Origin of the sequence: Pseudomonas sp. HN2-3, assembly GCF_020691745.1 — a bacterium.
Taxonomy (GTDB): Bacteria; Pseudomonadota; Gammaproteobacteria; order Pseudomonadales; family Pseudomonadaceae; genus Aquipseudomonas; species Aquipseudomonas capeferrum.
On the sequence record NZ_CP085704.1, the window covers coordinates 3,056,833 to 3,072,210 of the forward strand.

Here is a 15,378-nt window from a genome sequence, read left to right on the forward strand (position 1 = left end):
ATAACTCTAGCTATCTGATTTAGATTAATTTTTTGTGGTGGGGCCAGCCTCCCCCACCACAGTACAGGTGCAATCCCGCTGCCACACCGCTCCGGCGATATCCACTTGCTTGGGCAGCACCTTGTTCTGGAAAAACAGCTCCGCCGTGCGCTGCTGCGCCGCGATGATTTCATTGCTCACCGGTATCACGGGCGAAGCTGGCCGATGGCTGAAGCTGCGCCGTACCACCTCCTCCGGCAACCCCATGAACTTTGCCAGCAACTGAATGCTGCCCGCTTCATCGCTGCGCGTGAGGGCCTCGGCCCGGCTGATCTCATCGAGCAGTTGGCCAACGAACGTTCCATTTGCCTCGACATAACCACGCGCCCCCAGCATGAACGGCCCGATCAACCCCAGCCCTTGGCCGTCGGCCAGCAGCCGCGCCTTGCCCTCCAGGTCGATCGCCGAATAGAACGGGTCCCAGATCGCCCAGGCATCCACGCTGCCGCGCTCGAACGCGGCGCGGGCATCGGCGGGCGCCAGGTACACCGGCTGCACATCGCGGATACTCAAGCCGGCCTTGGCCAGGCTGCGCAGCAACAGGTTATGCGCACTGGAACCTTTCTGCAGGGCAATCCGCTTGCCCTTAAGGTCAACGACGCTGGCGACCGCGCTGCCCTTGGGCACCAGGATCACCTCGGCTTGCGGCTTGGGTGGTTCCGCGCCGATGTACAGCAGGTCGGCACCAGCCGCCTGGGCGAAGATCGGCGGGATGTCGCCGGTGGAGCCGATGTCGAGGCTGCCAATATTCAGAGCCTCGAGCATCTGTGGGCCGGCCGGGAACTCGATCCATTGGACCCGGGTATTGGCAAAACGCTGCTCCAGAAAACCATGCTGCTTGGCCAGGACCAGGCTGATCGAACCCTTCTGATAGCCAATACGTAACGTCGCAGGGTCCGCCGCCTGGGCAGTTCCAACAAAGCTCAGCAGCAGCAAGACGGCAAGGCGTAGCACACGCATCGGTCACTCCTTCCAGTCGGTCGAGGGTTTTTCCCAGAGGTTGATCCCGCCTTCCACGGCGTACTGGTCGATGGCCGCCAGCTCCTCGGGGGTGAACGCCAGGTTGTCGAGCGCGGCAACGTTTTCGATGATCTGCTCGGGCCGGCTCGCGCCAATCAGCGCCGAACTCACGCGCGGGTCGCGCAGCGTCCAGGCCAGGGCCAGCTGGGCCAGGCTCTGGCCACGCTCACGGGCAATGTCGTTGAGCGCACGGGCACGGGCGATGTTGGCCTGCGACAGGTGCTGAGGCAACAACGAGCCACCGCCAGCGCGGTTGACCCGGGCATCGGCGGGAATGCCGTTCAGGTACTTGTCGCTGAGCAGGCCCTGCGCCAGCGCGGTGAACACGATCACCCCGGCGCCGAGCGCGTCGGTGGTGGCCAGCAGGTCGCGCTCGATCCAGCGGTTGAACAGGTTGTACGAAGGCTGGTGTATCAGCAATGGCACTTTCAGTTCAGCCAGCAGTGCGGCAATCTCGGCGGTCTTGCCGGCCGAGTAGGAAGAAATGCCCACATACAGCGCCTTGCCCTGGCGCACGATGTCGGCCAGGGCAATGGCGGTTTCCTCCAGCGGGGTGTCGGCATCGAAGCGGTGCGAATAGAAGATGTCGACGTAATCGAGGCCCAGGCGCTGCAGGCTCTGGTCCAGGCTGCTGATCAGGTATTTGCGCGAGCTGCCGCCCTGCCCGTACGGGCCAGGCCACATGTCCCAACCCGCCTTGCTCGAGATGATCAGCTCGTCGCGGTAGCTGCGCAGGTCCTCACGCAGCAACCGGCCGAAATTGCGCTCGGCGCTGCCATAGGGCGGGCCGTAATTGTTGGCCAGGTCGAAGTGGTTGATGCCGGCATCGAATGCCGTGCGCAGCAAGGCGCGCTGGGTGTCGATAGGCGTCGCGTCGCCAAAATTGTGCCACAGGCCCAGGGACAGGGCCGGCAACACCAGGCCACTGCGGCCGACACGGCGGTAAGGCATGCGCGCGTAGCGCTCGGGGTTGGCGGCGTAGCTCATGGTTGACCTCGTTCGGTAAAGAAGGGATTGGCAGGGCGTTGCAGGCCCAGGTGTTGACGCAAGGTTCGGCCCTGGTACTGTCGGCGGAACAGCCCGCGGCGCTGTAGTTCGGGCACGACCTGGTGGGCGAAATCCTCAAGCCCGAGGGGCAAGTGCGGCACCAGCACGTTGAAGCCATCAGCGCCGCGGCCCTCGAACCAGGCCTGCAGTTCATCGGCGATGTGCGTCGCAGTGCCGATCAGGCTGTAGTGCCCTCGCCCGCCGGCGATGCGCCGGCCCAGCTGCGCCAGTGTCAGTTGTTCGTTGCCGGCCAGTTCGGTAAGCAGTTGCTGGCGGCTGCGCTGGCCATCTTCGGTGGGCGGCAGTTCGGGCAGCGGGCCGTCAAGCGGGTAACCGGACAGGTCGAAGTTGCCGAGCATGCGCCCAAGCAAACCGACGCCTACACGCGGGTCGACCCGTTCCTGAAATTGCTGGAACTTCTCTTCGGCTTCAGCCTGGCTGTGCCCGACCACCACAAACACGCCGGGCATGATCTTCAGCGAATCCTCGTGCCGCCCGTACGCGGCCAGGCGGTCCTTGAGGTCGGCATAGAAGGCTTGGGCGCGGACCAGGCTCGGTTGCGCGGTAAACACCACTTCGGCAGTTTGCGCGGCCAGCTCGCGACCGGCTTGCGAGGACCCGGCCTGAACCAGCACGGGCCGCCCCTGGGGCGAACGTGCAACGTTCAGCGGGCCTTTGACGCGAAAGTGCTCACCGGCATGGTTCAGTGCGCGCACGCCATCAGGGCGGTGGAACAACCCGCTGGCCTTGTCACGCACGAAGGCATTGTCCGCCCAGCTGTCCCACAGGCCCTGTACCACCTGCTGGAACTCACGGGCCCGGGCATAACGCTCGGCATGCGGGATATGCGCCTGGCGGCCAAAGTTGCCGGCTTCGGCGGCCGCATCGGAGGTGACCAGGTTCCAGCCGGCGCGGCCACCGGACAGATGGTCCAGCGAGGCGAACTTGCGGGCCACGTGGTACGGCTCGTTGTAACTGGTGGTGGCGGTGGCGATCAGGCCGATGTGCTCGGTGACTGCGCTCAGTGCCGAGAGCAAGGTCAGCGGCTCGAAGTAGGTGGAGCGGGCGCTGTGGCTGGCCAAGGCGTCAGTTGGCGCGGCGACGCTGTCAGCGACGAACAACGCGTCGAAGCAGGCAGCCTCGGCGATCTGCGCGGCGCGGCGGTAGCTGCTGAAGTCCATGGGGTCGGCCGGTACGTCCGGGTGGCGCCAGGCGGCCACGTGGTGCCCGGTGGCCATGAGGAAGGCGCCCAGGCTGAGTTGGCGACGCATGTCGATCTCCTTGTGAAGGATTAAGGTCGCAAGCAAGCTGTCTGCACGGTGGGTGCTTCTGCCACCCAACCGTGCGTGCCCGGCATGCTGCGGTTAGTCAGAAGTCCTTGCGCACCTGCACGCCGAAGTAGCGCCCGTCATCGCGCGGCACGGAGCGGTAGATATAGTCACCGCCGCTGGCCAGCATCTGCGCATACGACTTGTCAACCAGGTTCTTGCCCAACAACGCCACGCGCCAGCCGTCGTTGTAGTCGGCCAAGGCGATGCTGGCGTTCCAGATGCCGTAGGCGCCTTGCATGGTGTCGGGGTTCTGGTCGAGGCTGAACTGCACCGCGTCCTGCCAGCTGTAGTCACTGGAAAGCTCGACATCCAGGCCGTTGTCCAGCGGGATCACGTAGTCCGCGCGCACGTAGGTCTTCCAGTCCGGGGTAAACGGCAAGTGGCCACCGTCGATGTTGCAGTTGGCGGCCGCCCCTGCCGGGCAGTTGAAGTGATCGACACGGGCCTTGGTGTAGGCCACCGCCGTGGTGAGCTTCAATTGCGACGTGGCCTGGAAGCTGGCGTCCAGCTCCACACCCTGGGTCTTGACCTTGCCGGCGTTGACCAGGCGGGTTACCACCTGGTTGGCCACCGTGTCGAAGAAGTTGGCCTGGTAGTTGTCGTAGTCGGTGTGGAATACCGCCAGGTTGGCCGTCAGGCGGTTGTCTAGCGCCGTGCTTTTCAGGCCGATTTCGTAGGCGTCGGAGGTTTCCGGTTTGAGGGCGTCAGTGTCGCGCGGCTGCATGTTGAAGAACACGTTGTAGGCCGGGCCTTTGTAGCCGCGCGAATAGGTGACGTAGCCAGTCAGGTTGTCGCTGAAGTCGTACTGCAGGCCGGTGCGCCCGCTCCAGCCGTCTTCATCCACCGAACCCGAGCTTGCCGTCGAGGGCTGGATGCCGGTGACCGCAGTGGCCGAGGTAGAGACGCGGCGGTGATCGTATTCCAGGTCGTCGTGGGTCCAGCGCAGGCCGAAGATGGCCCGCAAGTCGTCAGTGAAGTTGAAGGTGTTCTCACCGAACAGCGCGACGCTGTCGTTGCTTGTCGAGTATTCCGCCCGCCCGTTGTTGGCCACGCTGTCGTTGACCGACAGGCGCCGGTAGGTTTCGTTGGAGGTGCCGTGCATGTAGAAGGCGCCGAGCACGTACTCGTTGAACTGCCCTTTGGGCGAGGTCAGGCGAAACTCCTGGCTGTACTGGTCATAGTCCACAGTGCCCTTGTCATGGGAGGCGGTCACGGGCAGCAATGCACGGCGGTCGCCGTCCTGGTACTGGGTGTTGTCCCAGCCGCGCCAGGCGCTGATCGAGGTCAGCGTGTAGTCACCCAGCTGCCAGTCGAGCTGGGCCGACAGGCCCTGGTTCTGGTCTTCGACATGGGTCTTGAAGTCGCTGTTGATGTCGCGGTTGTGGGCACTTGGCGTGACGGGGCGCAGTGGGTCGGCAACCCCGGCACTCGCGCGGGTGATCACACCGCTGGGCAGCGTGTCTTCGCCTTTCATGTAGTCGGCGATCAAGGTCAGGCGCAGCTCTTCGCTGGGTTCGAACTCCAGCTTGCCACGGGCTCCCTTGCGTTGGTAACCGTTGACGTCTTGGCCGTTGGCGACGTTTTCGACATTGCCGTCGTAGTCGCCCCACAGGGTGCTCAGCGAACCCTTGAGCTGTTCGCTGAGGCGTCCACCGATGCCGAAGCGCAGGCGGTTCTCGTCGCCACCGCCAAAGTGCGAGTAGTCCACATAACCCTGGGTGTGCTCGGGGATGGCCTTGCTGACCACGTTCAGCACACCGGCCGAGGCGTTCTTGCCGAACAGCGTGCCTTGCGGGCCACGCAGTACCTCGATGCGCTCCAGGTCGAGCAGGTCGAGGGTAGACTGCCCGGGGCGGCCAAACACGACGCCGTCGACCACCGTGGCCACGGTAGGTTCGACGCCGGGGGATGTGGAAATGGTGCCGACACCACGGATGAACAGCGACGTGTCCTTGTTCGAAGCGCCTGCACGGTAATTGAGGGTTGGCACCTGCTGAACGATGCTGGCCACGTTGTTGCGGTTGTCACGCTCGAGCTGCTCACCGTCGATCACCGATACCGCCACGGGTACTTCCTGCAGGGTGGCCTCGCGGCGGGTGGCGGTGACGGTCACCGCGCCCAGCGCCGTGGCTTGCGCTGCTTGGGCAGGTTCAGCGGCTTGGGCGCCCTGGCCGAAGGCGGCCAACAGAATAGCCGCTACCAGCGGCCGGCGTTGCGTGGTTGGAAACGGAGTTGTCTGCATGCTGCTCACTGCCTTATGGGACCAGACCAGGCCCACATTCACGGGCCGACACGGAGGGTGCTGTGGTTGTCTGGTCTCGCTCGAGCGAGTGGCAGGCGCTTGCCAACAGCAGCGCTTGTTAGCGCTAACATGAACAAGTATCAGAGCCTGTTGCTTAGCACGTCAAATACTTAAAAGTCAGATTGATATGCAATAAAGCTATTTGTCAGCAGCCCTCACGTTAGCGCTAACATCGCGCCATTTCCCCAGGAGGCGAGCCCGTGAGCCAGGCCAAGGATCCACCCCGCAAGCGTCGTGGCGCAGGCCGTGCCACGCTGGCCGACGTGGCACGCGCCGCCGAGGTTTCGGCAATCAGCGTGTCGCGCTACTTCAACCAGCCCGAGCAAGTGTCGCCGCCCCTGCGCGAGCGCATTGAGGCTGCCGTGCAGGCGCTGGGCTATGTCCCTAACCTGGTTGCCGGTGGCCTCGCCTCGGCGCGGGGGCGCATTGTTGGCATGGTGATACCGAACATCTCGGGGCCCATTTTCGCCCAGACCATCCAGGCCTTCAGCGACACCCTCAGCCGCCACGGCTATCAGTTGCTGTTGGCGTCCAGCTACTTCAGCGAAGAACAGGAAGAGAGCGCAGTACGCGCCTTCCTCGGCTGGTCGCCCGCAGCGCTGGTGGTCACCAGCCATTTTCATAGCCCGGCGACTGAAAAGATGCTGGCCGAGGCAGACGTGCCGGTGGTGGAAATCTGGGATTACCGCCCCGAGCGGGCGCCCTTGCAGGTCGGCTTTCTGCATCACCAGGTGGGCGTGCAGGCATGCCGCTACCTGCTGGACAAAGGGTATCGACGCATTGCCTTCGTGCAGAACAGCGCGGCCGGTGACCTGAGTGCGCTGGAGCGGCGCGACGGGTACATCGAGGCCTTGCGCGATGCCGGGCTTGAGCCCTGGGTTTTCGTGCCCTCGGCTGATTGCGCGCCGTTCGAGGCGGGCAAGCAGGCGATGCAAGCGCTGATCCGCCGTGCGCCGCGGCCCGAAGCGATCCTCTTCGCCAACGACAACCTGGCCGCAGGCGCCGTGCTCGCCGGCCAACGTGCAGGGCTGCGGCTGCCGCAAGACATGGCGATCGTCGGCTTTGGCGACTACCCGTTCGCCGACATGCTGTTGCCCAGCCTGACCACACTCAGGCCGCCGTCGCGGGAGATTGGCGAGGTGGCGGCCTTGCGCGTGTTGCAGCACCTGGGCGTGGTCGCCCATGAAGGCGAAGTGCAGCGCCTGAACCTGCTGACGTGCGAGTTGGTGGCCCGCGAAAGCGCCTGACGGGCACTGACCCAGCCGGCCATCACCCGCCGGGTGCAGAACTTCGAGGAAGACCTCGGCGCCACCCTCCTCGACCGCAACACCAAACCGCTCAAGCCCACGCCAATGGGCCTGCGGGTGTATGAGCAATGCAAGGCGATCCTGCGCGAGATCGACTCGCTGCGTGAATTGGTGGCCAATGACGGTGCCCCGTCGGGCACCTTGCGCCTAGGCGTGCCGCAGACCCTGGGCGATGTGGTGCTGCTCGACGCCCTGGCGCAGATACGTGATACCTACCCGGTGCTGCGCAACCAGGTCACCAGCGGCTGGGGCAGCAGCCTGATCGCGCGCATGGAAAACGGCGAACTCGATGCGGCCACCGCGCTGTTTCCGCCCGGCAAAATCTTCCCCGAAGGCATCACCAGCCGCTCGATAGGGCGCATGCCGTTACGGGTAGTGGCGGCCAAGGGCAGCGCCAGCAAGCGCAGTTACAAGTTGAAAGACTGCTACACCCGCGGCTGGGTGCTCAACCCTGACGGCTGCGGTTTTCGCGCGGGGCTGCAGCGTGCCTTGAGCGAACAGGGGCTGAGTTTGTCGATCAACCTGGAGACCATTGGCACCGACCTGCAACTGGGGCTCGTCGCCAGCGGCCAAGGGCTGGGGCTGGTGCCCGAGCCGCTGCTGCAGAGCAGCCGCCATCGGGATGCGTTGGATGTGGTCAACGTGACGGATTTCAAACCGCAGGTGGATGTGTGGCTGTTCCATCCGCGTTATCTGGGCAACCTGCAGGAGCCGGTGGAGCTGTTCGGCGAGATTGCCGGTAATCGCCTGCAGGCGTGACGCTGGCCGCTCCGGCAATGGCAATCACACCGCAATCGCGATGGCCAGCGAACCCGCCGCCTCGGCACTGGGCACGGTGATCGTCACCGGCAACTGCGCCGCTTCCGGCGCATAGGTCACCAACGGCATCTCACCGGCCGAGGCCAGCAGCGCCAGCCGCAACAGCTTACGGTGGCTACTACTTCGGCCGGGTCACCTACAACTTCTGAAATACTTTTCGCGCGCGAACCGCTGTGCAATTGACGCAAAACCTGCCTCGTGGTCTCCTAATGCCTCGCGTTCAGGTGCCCCTTCAGGGGTGAAACGGGAAACCGGTGCGTCACAGGCCCTCGACCAGGGCCGGACAAACCCGGTGCTGCCCCCGCAACGGTAAGCGAGCGAAGCGTCTAGACCACTGTGCCGCATCATCTGGCATGGGAAGGGGCGCTTTTCAGGAGCGCTGCTCCTCCTCGTTAGCCCGGAGACCGGCCTGGCGTTCATGAACAACACCCCGCGGTGGGCGGGCGCTGTCGCATTCCCCTGGGCGGATCACGTTCGGGGCTGCCGCGCTTGCCCGTTGCCCACAAAAAGCAGAGGAACGCGTCATGCCCGTCACCAGCGCCAAACACAGCATTGCCACCCCCGTTACCCTCAGTCAGCGTGTCGTCATCGCCGTCGGCGCCAGCCTGCTCGGCCTGTGCCTGGTCTACTTTGCCGGCTTCTCGCACATCGAGGCCGTGCACAACGCGGCCCACGACACCCGTCACAGCGCTGCCTTCCCCTGCCACTGAGTACGCCCCATGATCACGCGCATCGCCCGTACTGCGGGCTTCAGCGGGCTGCTTGCAGCCTTGCTGCTGACCCTGCTGCAAAGCTTCTGGGTTGCTCCTTTGATCCTTGAGGCGGAAACCTACGAGTCTGCAGCCCCTGCTGCCGAGCATCACGCACACGGCGCCGAAGGGGCCGCGGCGCATGAACACAGCGACGAAGCCTGGTCGCCCGAAGATGGCTGGCAGCGCATCCTGTCCACCACCGGCGGCAACCTGGTGGTCGCGGTCGGCTTCGCCTTGATACTCGCCGCCTTGTACAGCCTGCGTGAGCCCAAGCGCGCGGCGACAGGGGCGCTGTGGGGCCTGGCAGGCTTCGCGGTGTTCTGCCTGGCCCCTACCCTGGGCCTGCCACCGGAGCTGCCGGGCACCGCCGCCGCTGACCTGGGGCAACGTCAGGCCTGGTGGATCGGCACCGCAAGTGCCACCGCGTTAGGCCTAGCACTGCTGGTGTTCGCCCGCCACTGGCTGGTGAAGGCGCTGGGCGCGGTGTTGCTGGTGCTGCCGCATTTCATCGGCGCACCGCAACCTGAGGTTCATCAGAGCCTCGCACCCGAGGCCCTGGAAGCGCAGTTCAAGATCGCCTCCTGGCTAACCAACGCGGCCTTCTGGGTGGCCTTGGGGCTGCTCAGCGCGTGGCTGTTCCGCCGCTCCAGCCAGGCCTGATGGCGGTCGACACCTCGATGCCGGCACTGTACGCCGGCTTCGGCTGCCGCCGGGGCTGCCCGGCGGACACCCTCGAAACCCTGCTGCGCCAGGCCCTGGACCACCACGGCCTGGCACTGCCAGCGCTGCGCGGTATCGCCAGCATCGTCTTGAAGGCCGACGAACCCGGCTTGCAGCTACTCGCCACGCGCCTCGGCGTGCCGTTGCTGCTGTACGATGACAGGCAACTTGCCCCCTACGAACCGCTGCTCAGCCATCGCTCGGTCATTGCCCACGCACACAGCGGTTGCTGGGGTGTGGCAGAGAGCGCGGCGCTGGCCATGGCCAGCCAGCACCTCGGCGCTGCCAGGCTGCTGGTTACCCGCCAGGTGTACGGGCCGGCTACCCTCGCCCTAGCCTGCGGGCGATAATTGCGCCAACCATTCATTGCAAGGATTTTCCATGACGGTCTACTTCATCGGCGCCGGCCCCGGCGACCCGGAACTGATCACGGTCAAGGGCCAGCGCCTGATCCGCCAGTGCCCGGTGATCATCTATGCCGGCTCCCTGGTGCCCGCTGCCGTACTCGATGGCCACCAGGCCGAGACCGTGATCAACAGCGCCGAGCTGCACCTGGAGCAGATCATCAGCGCCATGCGCACGGCACACGCACGAGGCCAGGACGTGGCCAGGGTGCACAGCGGCGACCCGAGCCTGTATGGCGCGATCGGCGAGCAGATCCGCCACCTGCGTGAGCTGGGCATCGACTACCAGATCATTCCGGGTGTCACCGCCACCGCCGCCAGCGCGGCGTTGCTGGGCTGCGAGCTGACCTTGCCGCAGGTCTCGCAAACGGTGATTCTGACCCGCTTCGGCGACAGCTCGCCGATGCCCCCCGGCGAGCAACTGGCCGATCTGGCGCGCCATGGCAGCACCTTGGCCATCCACCTGGGCGTGAAACACCTGCCGCGGATCGTCAGCGAGCTGTTACCCCACTATGGCCAACAGTGCCCGGTTGCCGTGGTCCATCGCGCCACCTGGCCGGACCAGGACTGGGTGCGTGGCACCCTGGAAGACATCGTCGAACGCGTTGCTCTCAAGGATTTTCGCCGTACCGCGCTGATCCTCGTCGGCCATGTGCTGGGCGATACGCCGTTCGCCGAATCGGCCCTGTACCGGGCCGGGCACGCACACCTCTATCGCCCCGGCGACTGAGCATTGCCAGCCTTGGCACTGGCGTAGCAGACTCAAGGCTCCCGCCTGCAAACAGGAGCCATGCCAATGCTGGAACTTCGACCCAACTGCGAGTGTTGCAACGCCGACCTGCCGGGGGATAGCCCGGACGCGTTGATCTGCTCGTTCGAATGCACGTTCTGCCGTACCTGTGCCGACACTCGCCTGCACGGCCGCTGCCCCAACTGCGCCGGCCAGTTGCTGGCACGCCCGACACGGGTCGGCCAAGCGCTGGCCAACAACCCTGCCTCGACCCTGCGCGTAGTCAAACCCCACCCCGCTTGCGCCTGACAGCCCTGCGCAAATAGGCATCGTCACGCCACGCTGGCGGTGCTTATCCCCGTTTTTTGTAGGACTTTTCAACAATTCCTACTAGGTTAATCAACAGTCCTATACTCGGCATTACCAAACTTCGGGAATGGTCGTATCTTGCAGCGCTTCCGATAACCCCACTTGCAGACGTATTCCTGAGTGTTCCAGGAAGCGGACCACACCCCTACAGGAGTTTTCTTGATGACAACCGTCCTGATCGTCGACGACCACCCTATCGTCCGGCTGTCCCTGCGCCTATTGCTCGAACGGGAGCGCTTTAACGTCGTCGGCGAAGTCGCCAATGGCAGCGAAGTCGCCCAGGTGGCGCGTGAACTGCGGCCGGACGTGGTGCTTCTGGACATCGGCCTGCCCGGCCTGGACGGCATGGAGGTGATCAAGCGGCTTCAATGCCTCGAGCCGGTGCCCAAGATCATGGTGCTGACCGGCCAGGCCACCGACCTTTATGTACGGCGCTGCCTGGATGCCGGCATCGGCGCCTTCGTCACCAAAGACGAAGACCACGAAGCCTTGCTGTTTGCACTCAAGGCCCTGGTCAAAGGCTATTCGACCTTCCCGCAGATGTCGGTCAACAGCAACTCGCTGGAGAGCGAGTCGATACGCCTGGGCAGCCTGTCCAACCGCGAAATGGAAGTGTTGCGGCGCCTTGCGCGCGGCGAAAACAACAAGAATATCGGCACCTGCATGAACCTCAGTGCCAAGACCATCAGCACCTATCGCGGCCGCATCATGGACAAGCTCAAGACCGAATCGCTGGTGGAAATGGTCGACCTGGCCAAGCGCAACAGCGTTAACTGAGCCCAGCTGCCATGAAGCGCCTGCTGGCGAGCGTTCTACTGGTCATCGGCCTGGCCGGCTCCACCGGCCTGTTTGCCGACAGCGAACCGAGGCAATTGTTGGCGCGCTCGATCAGCGCCGCAGCGCCCTTGCAACTGGGCGACCAAGACCGCCAATGGCTGCAGCAGCGCGGCCGCCTGGTGCTGGGCAGTTCGCGGCCTGATTACCCGCCGTTCGAAATCAACATCAGCCAGCATGATTACGAGGGCCTGAGCGCCGATTATGCAGGCATCATCGCCGAGCAACTGGGCGTCCCGATCGAGGTCCGGCGTTTCGACAACCGCCACCAAGCGATTGCCGCGCTGCGCGACGGCCGCATCGACCTGCTGGGTAGCTCCAACGCATTCGAGGCGGCGGATGCCCAGCTCGGCCTTAGCGAGCCTTACGCCGACGACCTGCCGGTGATCGTTACGCGCGAAGGCCGCACCTTGAAAAACACCCCAGACTTCAATGGCCTGCGCCTTGCGATGGTCGACCACTACCTGCCCGCCAATACCGTGCGCGCGCTCTACCCCAAGGCGCAATTGAGCCTGTACCGCTCAACCCTGGCGGGCCTTGCCGCAGTGGAATTGGGCGAGGCCGATGCCTACCTGGGCGATGCCATCAGCACGGATTTTCTCATCGGCAAGAGTTACCAGGGCACGGTAAAGATCGACCACTTCTGCAAGGTGCCGCCCGGCACCTTCGCGTTTGCCCTGGCCAACGACAACCAACGCCTGCGCAGCCTGATCGACAAGGCCTTGGGCAGAATCACCGAAAGCGAGCGCCTGACCATCCTGCGCCGCTGGACCAGCGGCAATACCAGCCTGCTGCTGGAGCGCCACCTGGCGGCCCTGACCGCTGAAGAAACCGACTGGATCGCCCGCAACCCCACCGTCAAAGTGCTGGTCAACACGTCGCTGGCGCCGCTGACCTTCAACGACGCACAGCACCGCGCCAGCGGCATCACCCTGGAACTGCTCAAGCAGATATCCCTGCGCACCGGGCTGCAGTTCAAGCCGCTGGAAAGCCAGTCGGCGCAGGCGATGCTCGAGCGCCTGGGGCGCGGCGAGGCGCACATGATCGGCGCCCTGGGCTACGGCACGGAGCGCGCCAGGCAATTGCGTTTTACCCGCCCCTACCTGGTCAGCCCACGGGTACTGGTCACCCGCAACGACGCGACATCGCCTGCCCAGGCCAAGGCCCTCGATGGCCAGCGCATAGCCTTGGTACGCGGTTCGCCGCAACGGGCAGAACTCAAGCGTCGCTACCCACGCGCCAAGGTGGTCGAAGTGGACAACCCCCTCGGGCTGATGGAAGCAGTGGCCAACGGCGCCGCCGACGTGGCCTTGAGCAACCACATCAACGCCACCTACTACATCAACCACGTGTTCAAGAACCAGCTGCGCATCGCCAGTGTGCTGGACGACAGCCCGGCCATCGCGGCATTTGCGGTGGCCTCGGACCAACCGCAACTGCAGGCCATTCTCGACAAGGCACTGCTGAGCATCCCGCCAGAAGAGCTGGACCAGCTGATCAACCGCTGGCGCACCAGCACACTGGTCAGTGACAGCCCATGGCGCGATTACCGCACGCTGGCGCTGCAAGTGCTGGTACTGTCGGCGCTATTGCTGGCCGGGGTGGTGTTCTGGAACAGCTACCTGCGCAAACTGATCCACCAGCGCACCGACGCCCAGCATGCCCTGCAGGCCCAGCTGGCATTGAGCCGCGGCCTGCTCGAACAGCTGCGCCAGGCCAAGGACGACGCCGAACAGGCCAGCCAGACCAAGAGCACCTTCCTGGCCACCATGAGCCATGAAATCCGCACACCCATGAACGCGGTGATCGGCCTGCTCGAACTGGCCCTGGAAGACAGTCGCGCCGGCCGCTGCGATACCCAGACCTTGCAGACTGCCCACGATTCGGCCATCGGTCTGCTGGAGCTGATCGGCGACATCCTCGACATTTCGCGTATCGAGTCTGGGCACATGACCTTGCAACCGGTCCCCTGCAACCTGGTCGAACTGGTACGCAACACGCTGCGGGTATTCGAAGGCAATGCGCGGATCAAAGGCCTGCACCTGCACAGTGCGCTGCCACCTTCAGCGGGTTGGGTCATGGCAGACCCGCTGCGGCTCAAGCAGGTGCTCTCCAACCTGATCAGCAACGGCATCAAGTTCACCGAGCGCGGTGAAGTGCATGCCAGCCTGACCCTGTCGGCCCAAGGCAGCAGCGGCGAGATGCAAGTTGAGCTGTGCGTGCGTGACACCGGCATTGGTATCAGCCCTGAAGACCAGGCACGCCTGTTCAATGCCTTCGCCCAGGCCGACGGCCCGCGGGCACGCCAGGGCGCTGGCCTGGGGCTGGTCATCAGCCGTACCCTGGCCGAACTGATGGGCGGTACGCTCAGCCTGCACAGCGTCGAAGGCGTGGGCACCAAGGTGCAGGTCAGCCTGCAACTGCCGGCCAGCCAGGCGCCCGCGCCTGCCGAAGCGCTTGCCCCTGTCCTTGAAAGCAGCAGCGGCCCGCTGAACGTTCTGGTGGTCGACGACTACCCTGCCAATTTGCTCTTGCTGGAGCGGCAACTGAACACGCTGGGGCATCGCGTGACCCTGGCTGAGAACGGCGAAGCGGCGCTGACGCGCTGGCAGGCGGCCCGGTTCGACCTGGTGATCACCGACTGCAGCATGCCGATCATGGACGGCCACGAACTGACTCGGCGCATCCGCAGCCTCGAAAGCGAAGGCGCGCTGGCGCCTTGCCGGATTCTCGGCGTCACCGCCAACGCACAGGCTGAAGAGCGTGCACGCTGCCTGGCCAGTGGCATGGATGAATGCCTGTTCAAGCCCATTGGCCTGCAAACCCTCAAAACCCACCTGCCGCACGCCAGCGTGCATGCGCAGCCTGTGCCAGCCCAAGGCAGTGGTTTCAACCTGAACGAATTGCGCCACCTGACTCAGGACGATGAACAACTGACGCGGCACCTGCTGGAACAATTGTCGCAGAGCGCCAGCGAAGACCTGGCCGCGCTGCGTGCGCTCGGCCCCGACGCCAGTGGCGATGCGGTGCGTGCCTTGGCCCATCGCATCAAGGGCGGGGCAAAAATGCTCAAGGTACGCACACTGGTCAAGGACTGCGAAGCCATCGAGCATGCGCAAGCCCAAGGGCTGCCTACGGCTGAACTAAGGCAGCAACTGCAGGCCAGCATGCAGAGCTTGCTGCACGAACTGGCCGACGCCCTCAGTGCAATTGCAGCGTCGAACTGATCTGGCTGATCGCATCGACCACGTGGCGTGAGCCCTGCTGGATTTCCATGATCACCGTGCCGGCTTCGTTGGCCAGGGCGACGCCATGGCCGGTGCGGGTCAGGCTCGACTGCATGCTGGCCACCGCCAACAGCGACAGGTCGTGGTTCTGGCGCACCACATCGACGATCTCCAAGGTTGCCTTGCTGGTACGCGCCGCCAGGTTGCGCACTTCATCAGCGACCACGGCAAACCCGCGCCCATGCTCGCCGGCACGTGCCGCTTCGATGGCGGCGTTCAGTGCCAGCAAATTGGTCTGGTCGGCAATACCGCGAATGGTCAGGACAATCTGGCCGATCACATCCGACTGTTTGCTCACCGCGTCGATGCTGCGCGCCGCGTCATTGAGCTCTTGGGAAATCTGCTCGATCACCTGCACCGCCTGTTGCACCACCTCGGTACCCTTGCGCGCGCAGGCATCGGTCTGCATGGAGCTGG

Annotated in this window: 13 protein-coding genes, 1 pseudogene and 1 riboswitch; of the genes and pseudogenes, 9 read left to right on the plus strand and 5 right to left on the minus strand. The window is 64.7% G+C overall.

The features are described from left to right. Positions 1–24: 24 nt before the first annotated feature. The 4 genes from LJX93_RS13840 to LJX93_RS13855 form a co-directional block, all read right to left on the minus strand. On the minus strand, positions 25–999 hold the full coding sequence (locus LJX93_RS13840; RefSeq protein ID WP_050506060.1) for an aliphatic sulfonate ABC transporter substrate-binding protein: 975 nt from the start codon (positions 997–999) through the stop codon (positions 25–27). Between the two features lie 3 nt (positions 1,000–1,002). After that, positions 1,003–2,046 (minus strand): L-glyceraldehyde 3-phosphate reductase, encoded by a 1,044-nt coding sequence (gene mgrA, locus LJX93_RS13845; RefSeq protein ID WP_033697994.1) that lies wholly within the window; start codon positions 2,044–2,046, stop codon positions 1,003–1,005. Next, positions 2,043–3,377 carry an LLM class flavin-dependent oxidoreductase gene (locus LJX93_RS13850; protein WP_033697995.1) on the minus strand — a complete coding sequence of 445 codons (1,335 nt, stop codon included), beginning with the start codon at positions 3,375–3,377 and terminating at the stop codon, positions 2,043–2,045. Before LJX93_RS13850 ends, mgrA begins: the two co-directional genes overlap by 4 nt. Positions 3,378–3,474: 97 nt before the next feature. Next, positions 3,475–5,679, minus strand: coding sequence for a TonB-dependent receptor (locus tag LJX93_RS13855; protein ID WP_227696063.1), 2,205 nt, complete (start codon positions 5,677–5,679; stop codon positions 3,475–3,477). Positions 5,680–5,939: 260 nt separating this feature from the next. Between LJX93_RS13855 and LJX93_RS13860 the strand changes: the two genes are divergently transcribed. The 9 genes and pseudogenes from LJX93_RS13860 (at position 5,940) to LJX93_RS13900 (ending at position 14,901) form a co-directional block, all read left to right on the plus strand. Further along, positions 5,940–6,986, plus strand: coding sequence for a LacI family DNA-binding transcriptional regulator (locus LJX93_RS13860; RefSeq protein WP_047583218.1), 1,047 nt, complete (start codon positions 5,940–5,942; stop codon positions 6,984–6,986). A gap of 6 nt (positions 6,987–6,992) precedes the next feature. Continuing rightward, positions 6,993–7,805, plus strand: a pseudogene (locus LJX93_RS13865) (LysR family transcriptional regulator); the annotation flags it as partial. 265 nt (positions 7,806–8,070) lie between these two features. Then, positions 8,071–8,293: riboswitch (cobalamin riboswitch) on the plus strand. Positions 8,294–8,389: 96 nt separating this feature from the next. Beyond that, positions 8,390–8,575, plus strand: coding sequence for a CbtB domain-containing protein (locus LJX93_RS13870; RefSeq protein WP_027593390.1), 186 nt, complete (start codon positions 8,390–8,392; stop codon positions 8,573–8,575). Positions 8,576–8,584: 9 nt separating this feature from the next. Next, positions 8,585–9,277, plus strand: coding sequence for a CbtA family protein (locus tag LJX93_RS13875; RefSeq protein ID WP_227696064.1), 693 nt, complete (start codon positions 8,585–8,587; stop codon positions 9,275–9,277). Positions 9,278–9,294: 17 nt separating this feature from the next. Next, a complete protein-coding gene (locus tag LJX93_RS13880; RefSeq protein WP_033700058.1) occupies positions 9,295–9,687 on the plus strand; it encodes a cobalamin biosynthesis protein in 393 nt (130 codons plus the stop codon). Between the two features lie 31 nt (positions 9,688–9,718). Then, positions 9,719–10,471, plus strand: a complete 753-nt coding sequence (cobM, locus tag LJX93_RS13885) for a precorrin-4 C(11)-methyltransferase (RefSeq protein ID WP_033698000.1) — start codon at positions 9,719–9,721, stop codon at positions 10,469–10,471. A 66-nt stretch (positions 10,472–10,537) separates the two neighbouring features. Next, positions 10,538–10,780: a DUF1272 domain-containing protein gene (locus LJX93_RS13890; RefSeq protein ID WP_033698001.1), complete on the plus strand. Its 243-nt coding sequence runs from the start codon at positions 10,538–10,540 to the stop codon at positions 10,778–10,780. 222 nt (positions 10,781–11,002) lie between these two features. After that, positions 11,003–11,617 (plus strand): response regulator transcription factor, encoded by a 615-nt coding sequence (locus LJX93_RS13895; RefSeq protein ID WP_033698002.1) that lies wholly within the window; start codon positions 11,003–11,005, stop codon positions 11,615–11,617. An 11-nt stretch (positions 11,618–11,628) separates the two neighbouring features. Beyond that, entirely contained in the window at positions 11,629–14,901 is a 3,273-nt protein-coding gene (locus LJX93_RS13900; protein WP_156310139.1) for a transporter substrate-binding domain-containing protein, read from the plus strand. Here LJX93_RS13900 and LJX93_RS27505 read toward each other — a convergent pair. Then, positions 14,876–15,370, minus strand: coding sequence for a methyl-accepting chemotaxis protein (locus tag LJX93_RS27505; protein ID WP_238338555.1), 495 nt, complete (start codon positions 15,368–15,370; stop codon positions 14,876–14,878). The genes LJX93_RS13900 and LJX93_RS27505 overlap by 26 nt on opposite strands. Positions 15,371–15,378: the final 8 nt, after the last annotated feature.